This is a genomic window from Marivivens donghaensis, from assembly GCF_030410045.1.
Taxonomy (GTDB): domain Bacteria; phylum Pseudomonadota; class Alphaproteobacteria; order Rhodobacterales; family Rhodobacteraceae; genus Marivivens; species Marivivens donghaensis.
Genome location: NZ_JAUFRA010000006.1, coordinates 169,675 through 185,796, shown reverse-complemented (window position 1 = coordinate 185,796; position 16,122 = coordinate 169,675). Strand labels below are relative to the sequence as shown.

General features: G+C 55.2%; 15 protein-coding genes. 9 read left to right on the top strand and 6 right to left on the bottom strand.

What is annotated here, in order from left to right; genetic code table 11:
• Positions 1–6 precede the first annotated feature (6 nt).
• Together flgC and flgB are read right to left on the bottom strand one after the other, a co-directional pair.
• Entirely contained in the window at positions 7–426 is a 420-nt protein-coding gene (flgC, locus tag QWY83_RS10440) for a flagellar basal body rod protein FlgC (protein WP_249945931.1), read from the bottom strand.
• A complete protein-coding gene (flgB, locus tag QWY83_RS10435; protein WP_105235799.1) occupies positions 426–818 on the bottom strand; it encodes a flagellar basal body rod protein FlgB in 393 nt (130 codons plus the stop codon). The genes flgC and flgB overlap by 1 nt, the downstream gene beginning before the upstream one ends.
• Before the next feature lie 86 nt (positions 819–904).
• Here flgB and QWY83_RS10430 point away from each other — a divergent pair, with 86 nt between their 5' ends.
• On the top strand, positions 905–1,744 hold the full coding sequence (locus QWY83_RS10430; protein ID WP_249945932.1) for a hypothetical protein: 840 nt from the start codon (positions 905–907) through the stop codon (positions 1,742–1,744).
• 53 nt (positions 1,745–1,797) lie between these two features.
• Here QWY83_RS10430 and QWY83_RS10425 read toward each other — a convergent pair whose 3' ends face one another.
• Entirely contained in the window at positions 1,798–2,400 is a 603-nt protein-coding gene (locus tag QWY83_RS10425; protein WP_067550152.1) for a response regulator transcription factor, read from the bottom strand.
• Positions 2,401–2,728: 328 nt separating this feature from the next.
• Here QWY83_RS10425 and QWY83_RS10420 point away from each other — a divergent pair, with 328 nt between their 5' ends.
• The 3 genes from QWY83_RS10420 (at position 2,729) to QWY83_RS10410 (ending at position 7,332) form a co-directional block, all read left to right on the top strand.
• Entirely contained in the window at positions 2,729–3,250 is a 522-nt protein-coding gene (locus QWY83_RS10420) for a putative pterin-binding protein (protein ID WP_249945933.1), read from the top strand.
• Positions 3,251–3,287: 37 nt separating this feature from the next.
• Positions 3,288–5,852 (top strand): hybrid sensor histidine kinase/response regulator, encoded by a 2,565-nt coding sequence (locus QWY83_RS10415; RefSeq protein WP_249945934.1) that lies wholly within the window; start codon positions 3,288–3,290, stop codon positions 5,850–5,852.
• 109 nt (positions 5,853–5,961) lie between these two features.
• Positions 5,962–7,332 carry an aminotransferase family protein gene (locus tag QWY83_RS10410; protein ID WP_249945935.1) on the top strand — a complete coding sequence of 457 codons (1,371 nt, stop codon included), beginning with the start codon at positions 5,962–5,964 and terminating at the stop codon, positions 7,330–7,332.
• Here the strand turns inward: QWY83_RS10410 and QWY83_RS10405 are convergent, their stop codons facing one another.
• The gene (locus QWY83_RS10405; RefSeq protein ID WP_249945936.1) at positions 7,333–8,574 is read right to left on the bottom strand and encodes an Hsp70 family protein; all 1,242 of its coding nucleotides are present in this window, start codon (positions 8,572–8,574) and stop codon (positions 7,333–7,335) included. It abuts the gene before it with no gap.
• A gap of 124 nt (positions 8,575–8,698) precedes the next feature.
• Between QWY83_RS10405 and QWY83_RS10400 the strand changes: the two genes are divergently transcribed.
• From QWY83_RS10400 to QWY83_RS10390, 3 genes are all read left to right on the top strand, one after another.
• Positions 8,699–9,406: a 2-dehydro-3-deoxygalactonokinase gene (locus QWY83_RS10400; RefSeq protein ID WP_249945937.1), complete on the top strand. Its 708-nt coding sequence runs from the start codon at positions 8,699–8,701 to the stop codon at positions 9,404–9,406.
• Positions 9,403–10,362: an aldose epimerase family protein gene (locus tag QWY83_RS10395; protein WP_249945938.1), complete on the top strand. Its 960-nt coding sequence runs from the start codon at positions 9,403–9,405 to the stop codon at positions 10,360–10,362. Before QWY83_RS10400 ends, QWY83_RS10395 begins: the two co-directional genes overlap by 4 nt.
• Before the next feature lie 118 nt (positions 10,363–10,480).
• Positions 10,481–11,296, top strand: coding sequence for a bifunctional allantoicase/(S)-ureidoglycine aminohydrolase (locus QWY83_RS10390; protein WP_249945939.1), 816 nt, complete (start codon positions 10,481–10,483; stop codon positions 11,294–11,296).
• On the opposite strand, the gene cueR is transcribed toward QWY83_RS10390, so the two are convergent.
• Complete coding sequence (gene cueR / locus QWY83_RS10385; protein WP_105235806.1) at positions 11,275–11,679, bottom strand: Cu(I)-responsive transcriptional regulator; 405 nt, start codon at positions 11,677–11,679, stop codon at positions 11,275–11,277. The genes QWY83_RS10390 and cueR overlap by 22 nt on opposite strands.
• Positions 11,676–14,108: a heavy metal translocating P-type ATPase gene (locus tag QWY83_RS10380; RefSeq protein WP_249945940.1), complete on the bottom strand. Its 2,433-nt coding sequence runs from the start codon at positions 14,106–14,108 to the stop codon at positions 11,676–11,678. The genes cueR and QWY83_RS10380 overlap by 4 nt, the downstream gene beginning before the upstream one ends.
• Before the next feature lie 121 nt (positions 14,109–14,229).
• On the opposite strand from QWY83_RS10380, the gene QWY83_RS10375 reads away from it, so the two are divergent.
• Both QWY83_RS10375 and QWY83_RS10370 read left to right on the top strand, forming a co-directional pair.
• A complete protein-coding gene (locus QWY83_RS10375) occupies positions 14,230–14,427 on the top strand; it encodes a heavy-metal-associated domain-containing protein (RefSeq protein WP_249945941.1) in 198 nt (65 codons plus the stop codon).
• Positions 14,428–14,529: 102 nt separating this feature from the next.
• Positions 14,530–15,213 carry a DUF1045 domain-containing protein gene (locus QWY83_RS10370; protein ID WP_249945942.1) on the top strand — a complete coding sequence of 228 codons (684 nt, stop codon included), beginning with the start codon at positions 14,530–14,532 and terminating at the stop codon, positions 15,211–15,213.
• Positions 15,214–16,122: the final 909 nt, after the last annotated feature.

The window sequence follows — 16,122 nt, the reverse complement described above, 5'->3', positions numbered from 1 at the left end:
CCTTCCTTATTTGCCCATTGCGACGGTGCGCGACATGAGCGTCCGCATGGTCGACACTGCTTCGAGGGTGTTTTGGTATGCGCGGCTAGCTTCCATCATCTCGACCATCTCTTCTTCGACGTTGACGGTTGAGGCGTAGACAAAGCCATTGGCGTCGGCCAACGGGTGATCCGGGAGAAATTTAGACTCTGGCTCACGGTCAAGTTGGACAACATCCACAGCGCGCGAGGTCGCTAAGGTGCCTAGATCGCCAATCCGACCCGAATATTCTGTCTCAAACACAGGTCGCATCGCACGGTAGGCTTCTTCGGGGGAAGACGCGACAGAACCAGCGTTGGCGATGTTCGACGCCAAGGTGTTCATCCGCACCATCTGTGCAGACATCGCCGTTTTGCCGAGGTCAAAAATGTTGCTAGGACCGCTCATCATTCACCTCTAATCACAGTCATAAGGCCGGAAATCCGACGGTTCAGAAGTTCAAGGCTGGTTTGATAGCGAACCGTGTTTTCCGCGAATTCCATCTGTTCCAGCGCCATATCGACGGTATTCCCGTCCATCGACGGCATCACAGCGACGCGGTAACCGTTTTCGCCCGCAGGCCCAGTGGTCGGCATAGCCATGTGCTGCGACGACGAGGTCCGCAACGAAGCGCCCAGTTGAGTTTGGCGCGATAGTTCTGCTTCAAAATCAAAGTCTCTGGCTTTGAATCCTGGGACGGACGCGTTGGCGATGTTGGATGCCAAAACGTTGTTCCGCTGTCCGCGCAAAGCCAATGCTTGCGCGTGGATGCCTAAACCTTCTCTCAATCCTGTCGTCATAGTTGCTATCCGGTTCTCGGGCGAAGACCGCCAATCAGACCGGAAACTGCAAGGGCTGTGCCAACTGCCCAAAGCCGGAGCAGCGCATGTCGAAACAAAACCTCCTTCCGCGTTCAAACGCCGCAAAAAAAGCAGTGCGCGCGATCATGCGCAAAATCTCGACCGAGCCAAATAGCCCTGACATTGCGCGGTTGACCGAACTCTACGACCGAACAACCGACCGTGAAACGCGACGCTTGCTGCGTGCTGTGCGGATGCAAATTTTGACTGCGGAGCCGACTAAACCAGCCAAATTCATCCCGAAAAAGCTGCCAAAACCTGAGCCAGTGATCGAAGAGCCCATTGAGAAAATCGAAGTCGCTGAGGAAGCTCCGCCAGCGAAGGTCAAACCCAAAAAGGCATCTTCCATGATGTCGTTGGATCTGTCTGACGCGACGATGCTTCTGCAATTCGGTGGTAACGACGCTGCCGAAGAGGAAGAAGACCAGTACGAAGCGGATAGCGGCGATACCGATGACATTTCGTTAGATGGTGCCGTGGACGCCCCAACCGACGAACAGGTTCTGGACGAAGTCGTCTCCGCCCTCGCCGAAGACGAAAGCGACGCGCTGGATAAGTCCAACTTTACATCGCTCGCACCAGCAACCCCTAACACCTTTTCGGCGTCAGAACTCGTGTTCCCATCCGACGATGGTGACACAAGTCAGTCCGACGTTGACTGGGACCCTTTTGCGGAAGCCGATGAAACGGAGCGATCTGACACCACCGAAGTCGAAGAGGCCGAGGTGGTCGAACCCCAACCAGAGGCACCCAAACCCGTCAAAGCGAAAAAGGGCGTACCCACTACAGACCTCTCCGCACTGAGCGGCGGTAGTGCCCTCTTTGACCAGTTAGGCGGAAGCTTTGGCGACGACATGGACGATTAAAAAAGGCGGCCCTCTCGGACCGCCCTTTTGTGCCGTGAGTGGCGTTTAAATTCTTAGACGAGGTTACGATCGCGTGCGATCATCGCTGCCTGCGTACGGTTCCGCGCGTCGAGCTTGCGGCTCAGTGTCTTGACGTGGAGTTTCACAGTCACTTCCTGAAGGTCGAGGTCGCGAGCGATCTCTTTGTTCGATTTACCTTCGCAGATGCCGCGCAAAACGTCAGTTTCGCGTTTGGTCAGCAGACCGTCGCCTGCAGCCGGCGCTTCTTGCATAAAGCCGAACGGGGCGTAGGTTTCACCAGCCGCCATAAAGCGGATCGCTGTCACCATCGACTTCGAGGCAAGCGTTTTCGGAACAAACCCTGCCGCGCCAGCCTTTAGAGCGGCGTCAGCAACGTCGCGGGTCGCGGTGCCGGACAGGATCGCAACAGGACGACCGTCATTCGACGCGCGCATCTTGGTCAAACCTTCGAGGCCGTTCATCCCCGGCATGTTGTAGTCGAGGAGAACCACATCGAAGCTACCGGTTTCTTCTGTGATCTTCACAGCTTCATCCAATGACGCAGCCGTCTTAACTTCGACGACCCCTTCAGCCATCAAAAAGGCCGCAACAGTCTCTCGAACCAGATCATGGTCGTCTGCGATAAGTACCCGCATGGTTTGCTCCGTCAATTTTGTGGAGTATCCGCCCTGTGCTAAGGGAGTTGTCCCACCTAATTTCGCGCCTTTAACGACGCCTTGTACATTTTGATTATACATCATTTCACCATTCAACCCGAAGAAATCAAACTTCGCTACTAAGGAATGGTTACCGCACAACCAGACGATGTCGTATAATTGCGTACGTATACTTTAACGTTCTCACGGCAACATAATATATACTTTAGAATACACCAATACCCCTATGCTTGAATGCAACCTACTTCAAAAGGTGCAATCTCAGAGCCTGAAGAGACCAATCCACCCAGAGGAGATTCGAAAGCAAATGGAACAGTCGTTTTTAAAACTAGGAAAAATTGTAGCAACCATTTGTTTTGCATCATTTTCAACCACCTCTCACGCTGCAGATTTGGCGCAACCAAAAAGTGAAATCATTCTGACGGTCTCTGGTGGAATCGCCTCGACAAACGCCAATGACACGGCAGTTTTTGATCTCGACATGATCAAAGAGCTCGGCATGACGTCGATCGAGACAACAACAATTTGGACCGAAGGCGTTCAATCTTTCGTTGGCGTCCCGCTCACAGCTCTACTTGAAGCTGTTGAAGCTGAAGGAACTGTCATCAAGGCGACTGCAGTTAACGATTATGCAATCGAAATCCCCCTTGATGATCCAACCAGCACAGCTGCGCTGATTGCCTATGAAAATAACGGTTCTGTGATGACACTTCGTGACAAGGGGCCCCTCTGGATTGTATATCCCTACGATGAGGCTCCCCAATTCCAAACCGAAGTCGTTTATTCTCGGAGCATTTGGCAGCTAGATCGTATAGAAATAACGGAGTGATCCGTTAGGTCATGAGTAAATAGAACACGGATGGTTCGTGACGGCTCAAGGCAACAAACAACAGCCCCTAAGATGGGCCCGCTTTGGCATACTTGGTGTGGTTCTCTTGGTGTGCTTTGGCGCGATTGCCATCCTCGGCTTCGAGGTGAACCGAAAGATTAAGGAACAAGCGACCGCAAGTTCCGATAACGTGCAATGGGTATTGTCCCAGCTGGAAGTTGAGTATCTCAGCTTCCACGCTGCAATCACAGAGGCTCAACTCGATGGCGACCTAGGGGATGTTCGGCGACGGTTTGACATCCTTTACAGCCGCGTGGCCACATTCCGCACAGGTCAAGCCTACGAAACGCTGAGAGGTGAACTGTCGTTTGCTAACCTCCTTGCGGGGCTAAACGCAGCCGTCAACGACATGATCCCGCTGATTGATGGGCCAGACGAAGAACTGCGCGCTCAATTGCCAGAACTATCTAAACAGGTCGAAATTGTAGGGACTGCCGTTCGGCAAATTGCATTGATCGGCATCGACTATTTTGCTGGCGTCTCAGACCGAAGCAGGTCCGAGGTTTGGCTCACCTTGATGCGCGTAGCGGCGCTGACCATGGCGCTCGTCATGGCGCTCGTGATCCTCGCCATCGTTCTGTTCCAATTGTATCGCGTCGCGCAACGCAACGCCGAAGTCACACGAACCACCTCTGCCCGCCTTGAAGCGATGGTGTCTTCGACACTCGACGCCGTCATCGTGATCGATGAGGCTGGGTTGATTGTCGAATATAACGGCGCTGCGGAATACATTTTTGGTTATAGCAGGACCGAAGCCATCGGATCGCCGATGGTCGATATGATTATCCCGCTGAAATACCGCAAAGCACACCTTGAGGGTATGAAACGCCACCTTCGGGACGGAAGCACACATGTGGTTGGTCGTGGGCGCATCCAGATGGAAGCCCTACGCAAAAACGGTGAGCTGTTCCCTTGTGAATTCTCCATCGCGCGGGCGCCCGCATCGAACCGTATTTTGTTCGTGTCATTCCTTCGCGACAACTCCGCTCAGGTCGCCGCCGAACAAGAACTGCTCAAGGCACGCGATGAGGCTTTGGCTGGCGAACGGACCAAAGCTGAATTCATGGCTGTTATGAGCCACGAAATGCGCACCCCGCTCAACGGGATGCTGGGGACGATGGAGCTGCTCGCGGAAACCGAACTCAATCCGCGTCAACGTGATTACCTGCGGATCATCGAAACTTCTGGTCGATTGCTCTTGCACCACGTGAATGACGTGCTGGACATCGCGCGGCTTGATGCAGGTCGGACAGGTTCTGAGAAGCGGCCGTTTAATTTGTCTGTCCTCGTGAGCGAAGTCGCGGACGGCCAGCGCAGCCTTGCACATGCGAACCACACGGAACTCGAGATCGATCTCGAAGCGCTCGGTAATCCGACCGTTCTGGGCGACCAACAACGGTTGCGTCAGGTGCCGCTGAACCTCGTCTCGAACGCGATCAAGTTCACCCGTGACGGCGTCGTTCGCATTGAGGCCGAAAAACTGGGTGACAGTGATGTGGTCGAATTCCGCATTATCGACAGCGGCATCGGCATCAACGAAGAGGATCTTGATCGGATCTTTGATGACTTCGTGACGCTGGACACGACATATGCGCGCGAGTACGGCGGCACGGGCCTCGGCCTTGGGATCGCGAAACGTCTGATTGAATCGCTTGATGGGGCCATTGGCGCAGAGAGCGAACCGGGCGATGGCAGCCTGTTCTGGTTCCGCCTGCCTCTACCAATCCTATCCAAAGGCGCTGCCGAAACTGTCGAAGTTGAAGCAAAACCAGCGCCGCGCCCAAAACCAGAACAATCGCTCGATATTCTTGTGGTCGAGGACAACCAGATCAACCAGTTAGTGGTCGAAGAGATGTTGCGCAAAGAAGGTCACAGCGTGACCCTCACCAACGACGGCCAAGAGGGCGTCGCAGCCGCGAACCTGCGTCACTACGATGTTATCTTGATGGATATTTCGATGCCGCGGATGGATGGCGTCGCGGCCACCCTAGCCATTCGTAACGGTGACGGACGTTGTCGCGACACACGTATTGTTGCGCTTACCGCAAACGCAGTGCCAGAGGACATTGAACGGTTCAAAGACTCAGGCATGAACGATGTATTGGTCAAACCGATTTCGCGTGCAAAGCTCGCCAAAGCTCTGAGCATCAAGAGCCCTGAAATCATTGCATCGGCGGCCCCTCGCGCATTGCCTGCCCTTCTCGACACCGAAGCCGTGCGCGGCCTCTTGAGCGACCTTGGCGCTGAAAGATCGTCGAAACTGCTGAACGCGTTCCTGGCCGAAACCGATAGCTTGGTCGACCAGTTCACAACTTCACCCGACAACGACGACAACATCCTGATCGGCGACATTCACAAACTGGCTGGATCGGCGTCTCTCTTTGGCACACTGCAATTCAGCGATTTGCTACGCGAGCTTGAAGTGTTGGGAAAATCGGGCCGCGCAGATGAAATGCGCGCCAAGCTGTCCGACCTACCGCAATGTTGGTCTATGACCCGCAATGCACTCGAGGAAATCGCCTCAGAAAACGTCTCGCAATAAGTCGATTGTCCTTTTCGAACAGGTTGACGAAAACCAAAATCCAGCGCACCCTCCGATCAATATGATCAAATTATCGGGAACCTTTATGGTCCCGCCTTCGGAGGTTTCCATGTCTCAATATCATAACGATCCTGCTTCGGTCATCGAATCCGACCGCGCGCATGTGTGGCACCATCTTGCGCAACACAAACCCTTTGAAACGATCGATCCGCAGATCATCGTCGAAGGCAAAGGGATGCGCGTTTGGGACATCACTGGCAAAGAGCACCTCGATGCTGTGTCGGGCGGTGTATGGACCGTCAACGTCGGTTATGGCCGCACAGAAATTGCTGATGCCGTCCGCGATCAGCTGGTGAAAATGTGCTACTTCGCCGGCGCTAAGGGGACCATTCCGGGTGCGGAATTCGCACAGCGCTTGATCGAAAAGATGCCGGGTCTGGACCGCGTCTACTATGCGAACTCGGGTTCCGAGGCGAACGAGAAAGCCTTTAAGATGGTCCGCCAGATTTCGCACAAACACTATGGCGGCAAGAAAAACAAAATCCTCTACCGTGACCGCGATTACCACGGCACCACGATTGCTTGCCTTTCCGCAGGTGGCCAGCAAGAACGCAACGCGCAGTATGGCCCGTTTGCACCTGGTTTTGTTGAGGTTCCGCATTGCCTCGAATACCGCGCTGATCATCCAGGTGAGGGTTATGGCGAACGTGCAGCCCAAGCGATTGAAGATGTGATACTGCGCGAAGGTCCAGATACCATCGGTGCACTCTGCCTAGAACCGATCACCGCCGGTGGCGGCATCATCGTGCCTCCACAAGGGTATTGGGAACGCGTTCAGGAAATCTGTAAGAAATACGATATCCTGTTGCACATCGATGAAGTTGTTTGTGGCCTAGGTCGCACGGGGACTTGGTTCGGCTATCAGCAGTTCGGCATCAAACCCGATATCGTCACGATGGCCAAAGGCGTCGCGTCTGGTTATGCGGCGATCTCTTGCTGCGTTACCACGAACGAAGTCTTTGAAAAATTCAAAGATGCCGACGACCCACTTGGCTATTTCCGCGATATTTCGACCTTCGGCGGCTGCACGGCTGGCCCGGTTGCAGCGCTCGAAAACATGCGCATCATCGAAGAGGAAAACCTCTGCGAAAATTCTGCAGCGATGGGCAACCGCCTCCACCAGAACCTGCTTGACCTGATGAACAAACACGAATGCATCGGCGAAGTCCGCGGCATGGGTCTGTTCCAAGGTGCGGAACTGGTCAAGAGCCGCGAAACCCGCGAACCGATGGACGAAAAACGTGTGATGGCGGTCGTTGCGGACTGTCTGAAAAACGGCGTGATTATTGGCGCTTCGAACCGCTCTATGCCGGGCTTCAACAATACTCTGTTGTTCGCGCCCGCATTGATCGCGACTGCGGACGATATCGACCAGATCACCGCTGCGGTCGATCAGGCCCTGACACGCGTGATGGCCTAATCAGCCAACCGAAGCGAGCGCCAAACCGTCGACAACAGCGGTGAAGGCCTCGTTTCGGTTGATACGTGCCATTGGACAGGCGGCGCGTGCCTCGGATTGAACAAGGTTCATGAGACTCGACCCGCCGACCAATACCACGGATGTGATTTTGTCTGGCGTGAGGCCCGCACCGAAAATCGTCGCATAGATCGCCTCGCGCAGTTGCATCTGAAATTCGGACAGAGCGTCGCCCATCGACCCTGCCGAAATTGGGACATTCAGACCATTTTCAACTGACCCCAGATCAATTTTCGCTGACCGTTCGCCCGAGTTGGCGGCGATCTTTCCTGCCTCGACCGCAAAGGCGATTTCGTGGCCAAGCTGGTCTTCGATTACAGCATGAAGTCGATCCATCGCGTCGCTGTCGACAGCATGACGCTGCATATCCTCGATCAGACGAAGCGTCTCGCGGGTATAGAGAAACGGGATCTTGGCCCAAGTTGAGAGATCAACGTAGAGCGATTTGGGCACGGGCAGTAGACCTTCGCCAAAGGTGCGCCGCAACTCTCCGCCATATCCGAAATAGGGCATCGCGTGGGCCATCGAAATCGCGTGGTCGAAATCGGTACCGCCCAATCTGATGCCGTGGCTGTGCAGAATATCCAACCGATCGTCATCGCTCTGGAACACGGAAAAGTCGGATGTGCCGCCGCCGATATCCACGATCAGCCCCGTTTGCCCAACGCCACCGAAAGCACGACTGGCCCAAGCGGCAGCTTCGGGTTCGAACATAAACTCAACGTCGGTAAAGCCCGCCGCGTGATAGCAGGCCCGCAGGTCATTCTCGGCCTTTTGATCGCGCTCAGCATCGGCAGAGTGGAACCTGACGGGACGCCCAGACAAAACGCGCGTGCAGGTCTGGCCGATCTGCGCCTCGGCACGGGTTTTCACCTCGACTAAGAACGCCGTTACAATGTCGGCCAGCGTGCGGCGCTGCCCACCAATCGGGCGCTGTTCGTGAAACAGCGATGTGCCGAGGACCGATTTCAGCGCGCGCATATAGCGCCCCTCATCCCCCGCAATCAGCGCCTCTGCCGCAGCGGCCCCTATCACCATTTCCCCGCGATCAGCTGGAAAGAACACCGCAGTCGGCAGGGTATCCGCGCCATCCTCAATCGGGAGCCGACGCAGAACGCCATTTTCAACAATGGCGACGGCGGAATTCGAAGTTCCAAAGTCAATTGCGAGTGTGGGAGCGGTCATAGGGTATTCCAACGTCATCAAAGTCTGCGGAGCTACCCAAAATCACGCCACGCGGCAAGTAGGTTGAGGCCTACCCTCTTTGCCTTTGGGCCGTTTCATGGTTGAAGAAGGCAAGAGGTGACACATGACTTGGATCGCAATTGACCTGACATCTGGCCGATCATGGCTGATGAATGATCACATTCCTTTGGCCCAGCGCACGGGCACAACGCCTGAAGCGTTAATCGGCGATTGGCAAGGTCCGCAAGTGATCGCTGGGCTCCCCGATGCAGCGGTGAGCCGTGTGCCATGCAAGGCGTTGCCGCCGTCGGGACAGTTCGGGCCTGTGGTTCAGGACAGCCCCGCGCATCTACTCCCCCACTCGGCAGCGATTGCGGGGTTTCTGGCCAGTCAGGATGATTGGGACGGTGTGATCTGTTTGGTGTCCACGCAAGTGCACTGGGTCCATGTCAGCGCAGGCGAAATCGTGAGTTTTCAGAGCTCTGTCACACCCGAAACCTTTGCCGCCTTTGCGTCAGGCGCAATGTCTACCGCAGCGTTCGACGAAGGTCTGGCCCAAGCAATGGATCGACCAGAACGCATCCTGTCTCATATCGCGTCGGCCCGCATTGCAGAAGGTGACGCTGTGAGCCGCATTTTGGGCCTGTTGATCGGCGCCGACCTCAAAGGCAGTCGGGCCTATTGGCTCGGTCAGCGCGTTGCCGTGATTGGCGACGGCGTGATCGCTGACGGATATGCCCGCGCCCTGACCGCTCAATCGGTTCCTGTTTTACAGATGCCCGACACAACTCTTGCTGGCCTCGTGGCCGCTTACAAAGGACTAGCTCAATGACTTTCGGCACTCTTCCTGATGGACGCACTGTGGACCGGATCACCATTTCGAACGGTGATCTTTCGGTGAGCATTCTGACATATGGCGCGATCGTTCAGGACGTGCGGTTGAAAGGTCATGATCATAACCTCACCCTCGGGTCCGACGACATTAACGACTACCTCACTTCGATGAAGCACTACGGCCCGATCATCGCACCTGTTGGCAATCGGATCAAAGGCGCACGCGCGACCTTTGGCGGGATCGAGCACATGCTGACCCCGAACGAGGGACGCAACATCCTTCACTCTGCCGAAGGGGGCAGCCAGTTCAAACTTTGGACTGTTGAGGATCAAACACCCGATACCCTCACGCTGACCGTCCTGTGCGCGGATGGCGAAGCTGGTTTCCCCGGCAACCAGCGCGTCATGGCCCATTTCGCCATTTTGCCCGACAACGTTATGCGGATGGAAATCACTGCGACGACGGATGAGTTGAGCATGATCAACATCTGCAATCACAGCTATTGGAACTTGACGGGTGATCCGACCTTTGCGGGTCACAAATTGCAGATCAAAGCGCAGAACTATCTGCCCACAGACGCCGAAAACATTCCGACCGAAGTGACCGAAGTTGAAGGTACAGATTACGATTTCCGCACCCTGCGTGAGGTCGTTCCAGCCAACCCGCCGATTGACCACAACTTCTGCCTATCGCGGATCAAACTAGATCTACGCGATGTCGTGACCCTCGAGGGCGGGGATCTTCGGATGACCATCGCGACCGACATGCCTGGGCTTCAGGTCTATGATGGCCGCACGGCATCGAACGCGGGGTTTGCCGATTACGCCGCTCTCGCCTTTGAACCGCAGTACTGGCCGAACGCACCGCATGAACCGTCCTTCCCAAAGATCACCGTCAAAGCGGGTGAGGTTTGGACACAAGAAGTCGAATGGCGGTTTGAACATCTGGCATAACAACCCATCGTAAAAATTGGGCAGAGCCATAAAAGTTCTCGGAAATGAGCCGCTTATGATATTATCGGCCTAACGTCGTTTTCTTCGGCGTGGGGTTCGCACAGGTGAAAGTACTTTGATGTCATATGCCTTTCCGTTGGGTGGAATGCCCTCTCTGGATGATGATCCCGCGCAGAACGGTGCTCATTTCACCGAGAGCTACGCGCTGATCCCAGCCGCAACGATGCGGGACATTACCGCCAGCCTTCTGCCTGGGTGGATTGACACACGGTGCTGGATTTTGGCGCGCCCGCTTAGCGGCTTTGCCGAAACCTTTGCGCAATATGCAGTCGAGGTCGGACTAAACGGTGGCTCCGACACGCCAGAGCCGAACCGAAATGCCGAAGCGGTGTTGTTCATCGCAGACGGTATTATGGAGCTGATCGTTGCGGGCCAGACTCATATTCTGATGGCGGGCGGATACGCCTACATTCCGCCCCATACGCGCTGGACCTTGCGCAACGCGGGCGATGGACCGCTCAGGTTCCACTGGGTCCGCCGCCAATATGTCCATGCGCACGGCTATGATGCGCCGATGCCGTATATCACAAGCGACTATGACACTCCGATCAGTTGGATGTCAGAGACTAAGGATTGGGGAACATCGCGGTTCGTCGATCAAACCGATCTACGCCACGATATGCACGTGAACATCGTGACCTTTACCAAAGGTGGCCGTATCCCCTTTGCGGAAACGCATGTGATGGAACATGGGCTTTATGTTCTACAAGGCACAGCGCGGTATCTACTGAACGAACGCTGGGTTGATGTCGGCCCCGGCGATTTCATGTGGCTGCGCGCGTTTTGCCCGCAGGCTTGTGTCGCGACCAGCAACGAGCCATTCCGATACCTGCTCTACAAAGACGTCCACCGTCACCCTGATTTGACGCTCTGATCTGCAGCGAGACTATCGAGGATTGGACAGTTGGGCCGATCATCACCCGCACAACATGACACGAGATGAGCTAGGGTTTTGCGCATCTCCTTCATTTCGGCAATTCGCTGATCGATCCGTGCAAGGTGGTCGCGCGCAATAGATTTTACCTCTGCGCTTGTGCGCGTCGTATCTTCGTAGAGATGCAGCAAGGTGCGGCATTCTTCGACGGTGAAGCCCAGACCACGCGCCCGCCCGATAAACGCAAGTTTGTGAATGTCGGATTCTTCAAACGCGCGATAGCCGTTCGCATTGCGATCTGGCTGAACGAGGCCGATATCCTCGTAATAGCGGATTGTTTTCGCGGGAAGGTTGGTTCTAGCCGAGGCTTCTTTGATATTCATCTGCGCACTTTCCGTCCTGCTGAATAGCTACGGAGACGTAGCGCGTTACTGACCACAAAGACTGACGAAAAGGCCATGGCGCTGGCCCCGAGCATGGGCGACATGAGCATGCCAAATGCGGGATAAAGCACGCCAGCAGCAACGGGGATCAACGCGATGTTATAGGCAAATGCCCAAAAGAGGTTTTGCCGAATGTTTTGCATCACTGCGCGGCTCATCCGAACCGATGCAACAGCACCGCTGAGGTCCCCCCGCATCAGCACAACGTCCGCTGTTTCTACGGCGACGTCTGTCCCCGTGCCCATAGCGACACCGATATCTGCCTGTGCCAAAGCGGGTGCGTCGTTGATCCCATCACCAAAGAACGCCACGGGACCGTTCGCTTGGAGATCTTTGACCGCTTCGACTTTGCCTTCAGGAAGCACTTCGGCAACGACCGTATCAATGCCGAGCCGCCGCGCGATGCTCTCTGCGGTGGCGATGTTATCGCCCGTGACCATCGCCACGCGCATCCCGCGTTCTTGAAGAGCCGAAATGGCATCTCTGGCCCCAGCTTTGATCGGGTCCTCAACACCGATAAGAGCGACCATCGCGCCATCTACAGCAACAAAGAACGGGGTCTGGCCTTCTTGGGCGAGGGACGCCGCCCTTGCCGAATACGCAGCCACCGAGACGTTATTTTCAGTCAAGAACCGTTCCGATCCAACCAAAACCCGATGGGTATCAACGATGCCAGAGACACCTTTCCCTGCGGTCGATTTGAATGATTGGGCGGCAGCCAATTGGACACCATTTGACGTCGCCTCACGCAGAATAGCCCGCGCCATTGGATGTTCGGATTGTGCCTCAACAGAGGCGGCGAACCGAAGTGCTTCACGACGGTTTTGCGCGTAGATTGTGACGACCTGCGGGTGACCTTCGGTTAGTGTGCCGGTCTTATCAAAAGCAACAGTTGTTACCTCGTTCAAGCGCTGCAGAGCATCACCCCGACGGAACAATATGCCCAATTCAGCCGCACGGCCTGTGCCGACCATGATCGAGGTCGGGGTGGCAAGGCCCATGGCGCAAGGACATGCGATGATCAAGACAGAGACCGCCGCGACCACGGCATAAGAAACCCCAGGCCCAGTGATCATCCAGATTATCGCGGTGACCAAAGCAATCAAAATCACAACGGGCACGAAAATGCCTGTGATCCGATCGACCAAGCCTTGGATCGGGAGCTTCGCAACCTGCGCTTGCTCGACCATCTGCACAATCCGCGACAGGACGGTGTTGGCACCAATGGCCCGCACCTCCATGCAGATCGACCCGTCCGTATTCATCGTCCCGCCGATGACCTGATCACCCAAGGATTTGAGCACGGGAACAGGTTCGCCAGTCAGCATAGATTCATCCAAATACGAACTGCCATCGACGACAATCCCGTCGACAGGCACCCGCTCCCCTGGGCGAATGCGCAAAATGTCTCCGGGAACCAGTTTTTCGACTGGTGTCTGGACCTCAACTTCATCCTTGAGAACGCTCGCGGTTGTCGGGCGTAGTTTGACCAAGGCTTCGATCGCGGCGCCCGTCCGCCCCTTAGCCCGTGCTTCGAAATAGCGGCCAAGCAGGATCAGCGTGATGATCACCATCGATGCCTCAAAATACACCGCACGCGCCTCAACAGGCACAAAGCCCGGAGCAAAGGTGACAAGAGTTGAATAGAGCCACGCAGCGCCCGCCCCCATGGCGACAAGACTATTCATATCAGGCGAGCCTTTGAACAAGGCTGGAATACCAAGGCGATAAAACCCCTGCCCCGGACCAGCCATCAGCAAAGTCGCCAACAGGAACTGGATACGACGGAACATGGACTGTCCGATCACCATATCGACCCAGTGATGGACCTGTGGGAACAAATGCCCACCCATTTCGAGGGCGAAAACGGGCAGCGTCAGAAGCAATGCCGTGGTGAATTGCGACCGAATAGCTGCGGCTTCTTCGGCTTTGCGTTCCGACACAGCCTTGCGTCCACCAGATGACAGTTGCGTTGGGTAGCCCGCCTTGCCCAACGCGTCGAGCACAGGCGTCAAATCGTCCAAGACTGTTTCAACCTGCGCCGTTTCTGTCGCGAGGTTCACCTGAGCCGAGACAATCCCCGCCTGACGGGTCAGCAGTTTTTCAACACGACCAACGCAGGCCGCACAGGTCATGCCCGACACGTCGAGCGATACGCTTTCTACGCGTGCGGGGTATCCCGCTTGGCCGAGCACCTCTAAAACGGTCGATGGCACGGTGTTGTCCGAGTAGGTAATCGTCGCCGTTTCCTTGGCCAAATTCACCGACACCGTGTCAACGCCATCGGCGCGGCCGAGGATCTTCTCGACTCGTGCAACACATGCCGCACATGTCATTCCGCTCACCGCGATAGTCATTTGGCGGGCCATTGGTCACCTTCTTTGCTTGGTCTTGGCTTTACTTAGTGCCTCCAGTAACTGGAAGGTCAATAGCCCCTTGACCTTCCAGCAGGTGGAAGCGCCATCTAATGTGCATAGCATGGAGACTAGAATGAAACTTTACGTTCCCGAAATGAGCTGCGGTCACTGTAAATCATCCATTGGGACAGCAATCGCTGGCCTAGATGGAGCGGCAACCGTCGAATTCGACATGGATGCGCGCAAGATCACAGTCGCGACCGACAAGACCCCTACCGAGGTCATCAAAGCCCTTGATGTGATCGGGTTTGACGCTGAAGTTGCCGACTAAACGGACCGTGAACACCTTTTTGTGCATCGGTTTACACTATAGTCGATGTCATTAAGGTTTCACGCAACTCTGCGAAATCCCCAGTTTAAAAGGGAGTAAGCCATGTCCGATTTCACCCGCTTCGCAATTTACTATGTTCCTCCTGCGGGACCGCTCGAGCAATTCGGCGCAGCTTGGCTGGGATGGGATATCGCGACAGGCAGCGCAGTTCCGCACCCGCCAGTGGACGGCCTCGACCTTGTGGCCGTCACTGAAACACCACGGAAATACGGATTTCACGCGACGCTAAAGCCACCCTTTCGACTGGCTGAGTCGCATGGTGAAGTCGAACTGCAAGCCGCAGTGGCCGACCTCGCGGATGTATTGGCTCCAGTGGCGCTCAATGGCCTCAAGCTGAGCCAGATCGGCTCTTTCCTTGCCTTTACGGTCGAAGGATCGCAATCGGGCCTCAATGCATTGGCGGCAGCTTGCGTTCGCGAACTCGACCACTTCCGCGCCCCAGCCAGCACGTCAGAGACAGAGCGCCGCAAGGCAGCGGGCCTCTCCGAACGACAGACAGAGCTATTGATGCAATGGGGCTATCCCTATGTCATGGAGGAATTCAAATTCCACATGACGCTCTCAGGTAAACTGGACCCCGAAACAGCGACACGTTCGATGGCCGCTATCGAAGCGCTGAGCCGCGGCGCACTCCCCCGCCCGTTCATCATCGACGCCATCGCACTGGTCGGCGAACGCCCTGACGGTCAGTTTGAAACCATTCGCCGCTATAGCCTGAACGGATAACGGTTTACCCGATCACTTTTCGGCGAATTTCCATTGATATCTGGGGGATATGGTGGCGGTGCAGGGAGAGCTGGGCCTTTGGCCCATACCCCTTGAAGTTCCTACGTCACTTCAAAGGGCAACCCCAGACACAAGCAAACCCAACCATTCCAATAGGTTCATGATCTGTCACGAGTTTAACCGTGCATTGAGGTTGATCCAGAATGGCATCGATTTCAAGGATAATGTGTGCATCAACATACTGTGCCACCATAACTACAACCAACAATATAGGGTATAAGACTAAGCCCTCTATAGTGTGCGGATTTTGACTTTTCGTTTACTTACAACAACTTACTCAAAGTCCAGCAGTTAACCCCCAATGCCATGCTTGTGTACACTGGGAAACCCCTATCCAGATCAGGACACTGTACCCGTTTGTGTGTAGCTGAGAACACAGAACACTAAGACTTACTCTTTCAAAACAACAGCTTGTGTTGCGATGTATGAATCTGGCTTGGGGAACCCTACCGCCTAGGCAGCCCTGATTGCATACCCCCTAGCAATAGATGACACATAGTGACGGGGGCCACGGGGGCTTGGGGGTAGTTAGTAAATTACAAAATGCGACTTTTCATGACAGCAATATTTTTGGGACCATGCAAAACTACCTCATCAGTATAGGTAGGCTCAGTCCGATACTTCGTTTTGGATGCACAAGCTGCACATTAACGATTGATGATTGAATGACCCAGAATCCTGTTGTTGACCTAACTAAGATGTCCCCGCCTGAGTTTACCCAATACGTGATGCAAGCAGATGTCGGTGAGAGAATGATCTACATGCGGAAGAGACAGGGTGAATCTACTCCGTTGAAGCGTGAGGCACTGGATCTCTACGAAGGTGGATATGTTCTGCTTACACAACGTC

Excerpts from the sequence above, each read along its gene's own strand:
- flgC (WP_249945931.1), bottom strand. The coding sequence starts at position 426 with ATGAGCGGTCCTAGCAACATTTTTGACCTCGGCAAAACGGCGATGTCT.
- flgB (WP_105235799.1), bottom strand. The coding sequence starts at position 818 with ATGACGACAGGATTGAGAGAAGGTTTAGGCATCCACGCGCAAGCATTG.
- QWY83_RS10430 (WP_249945932.1), top strand. The coding sequence starts at position 905 with ATGTCGAAACAAAACCTCCTTCCGCGTTCAAACGCCGCAAAAAAAGCA.
- QWY83_RS10425 (WP_067550152.1), bottom strand. The coding sequence starts at position 2,400 with ATGCGGGTACTTATCGCAGACGACCATGATCTGGTTCGAGAGACTGTT.
- QWY83_RS10420 (WP_249945933.1), top strand. The coding sequence starts at position 2,729 with ATGGAACAGTCGTTTTTAAAACTAGGAAAAATTGTAGCAACCATTTGT.
- QWY83_RS10410 (WP_249945935.1), top strand. The coding sequence starts at position 5,962 with ATGTCTCAATATCATAACGATCCTGCTTCGGTCATCGAATCCGACCGC.
- QWY83_RS10405 (WP_249945936.1), bottom strand. The coding sequence starts at position 8,574 with ATGACCGCTCCCACACTCGCAATTGACTTTGGAACTTCGAATTCCGCC.
- QWY83_RS10400 (WP_249945937.1), top strand. The coding sequence starts at position 8,699 with ATGACTTGGATCGCAATTGACCTGACATCTGGCCGATCATGGCTGATG.
- QWY83_RS10395 (WP_249945938.1), top strand. The coding sequence starts at position 9,403 with ATGACTTTCGGCACTCTTCCTGATGGACGCACTGTGGACCGGATCACC.
- QWY83_RS10390 (WP_249945939.1), top strand. The coding sequence starts at position 10,481 with ATGTCATATGCCTTTCCGTTGGGTGGAATGCCCTCTCTGGATGATGAT.
- cueR (WP_105235806.1), bottom strand. The coding sequence starts at position 11,679 with ATGAATATCAAAGAAGCCTCGGCTAGAACCAACCTTCCCGCGAAAACA.
- QWY83_RS10380 (WP_249945940.1), bottom strand. The coding sequence starts at position 14,108 with ATGGCCCGCCAAATGACTATCGCGGTGAGCGGAATGACATGTGCGGCA.
- QWY83_RS10375 (WP_249945941.1), top strand. The coding sequence starts at position 14,230 with ATGAAACTTTACGTTCCCGAAATGAGCTGCGGTCACTGTAAATCATCC.
- QWY83_RS10370 (WP_249945942.1), top strand. The coding sequence starts at position 14,530 with ATGTCCGATTTCACCCGCTTCGCAATTTACTATGTTCCTCCTGCGGGA.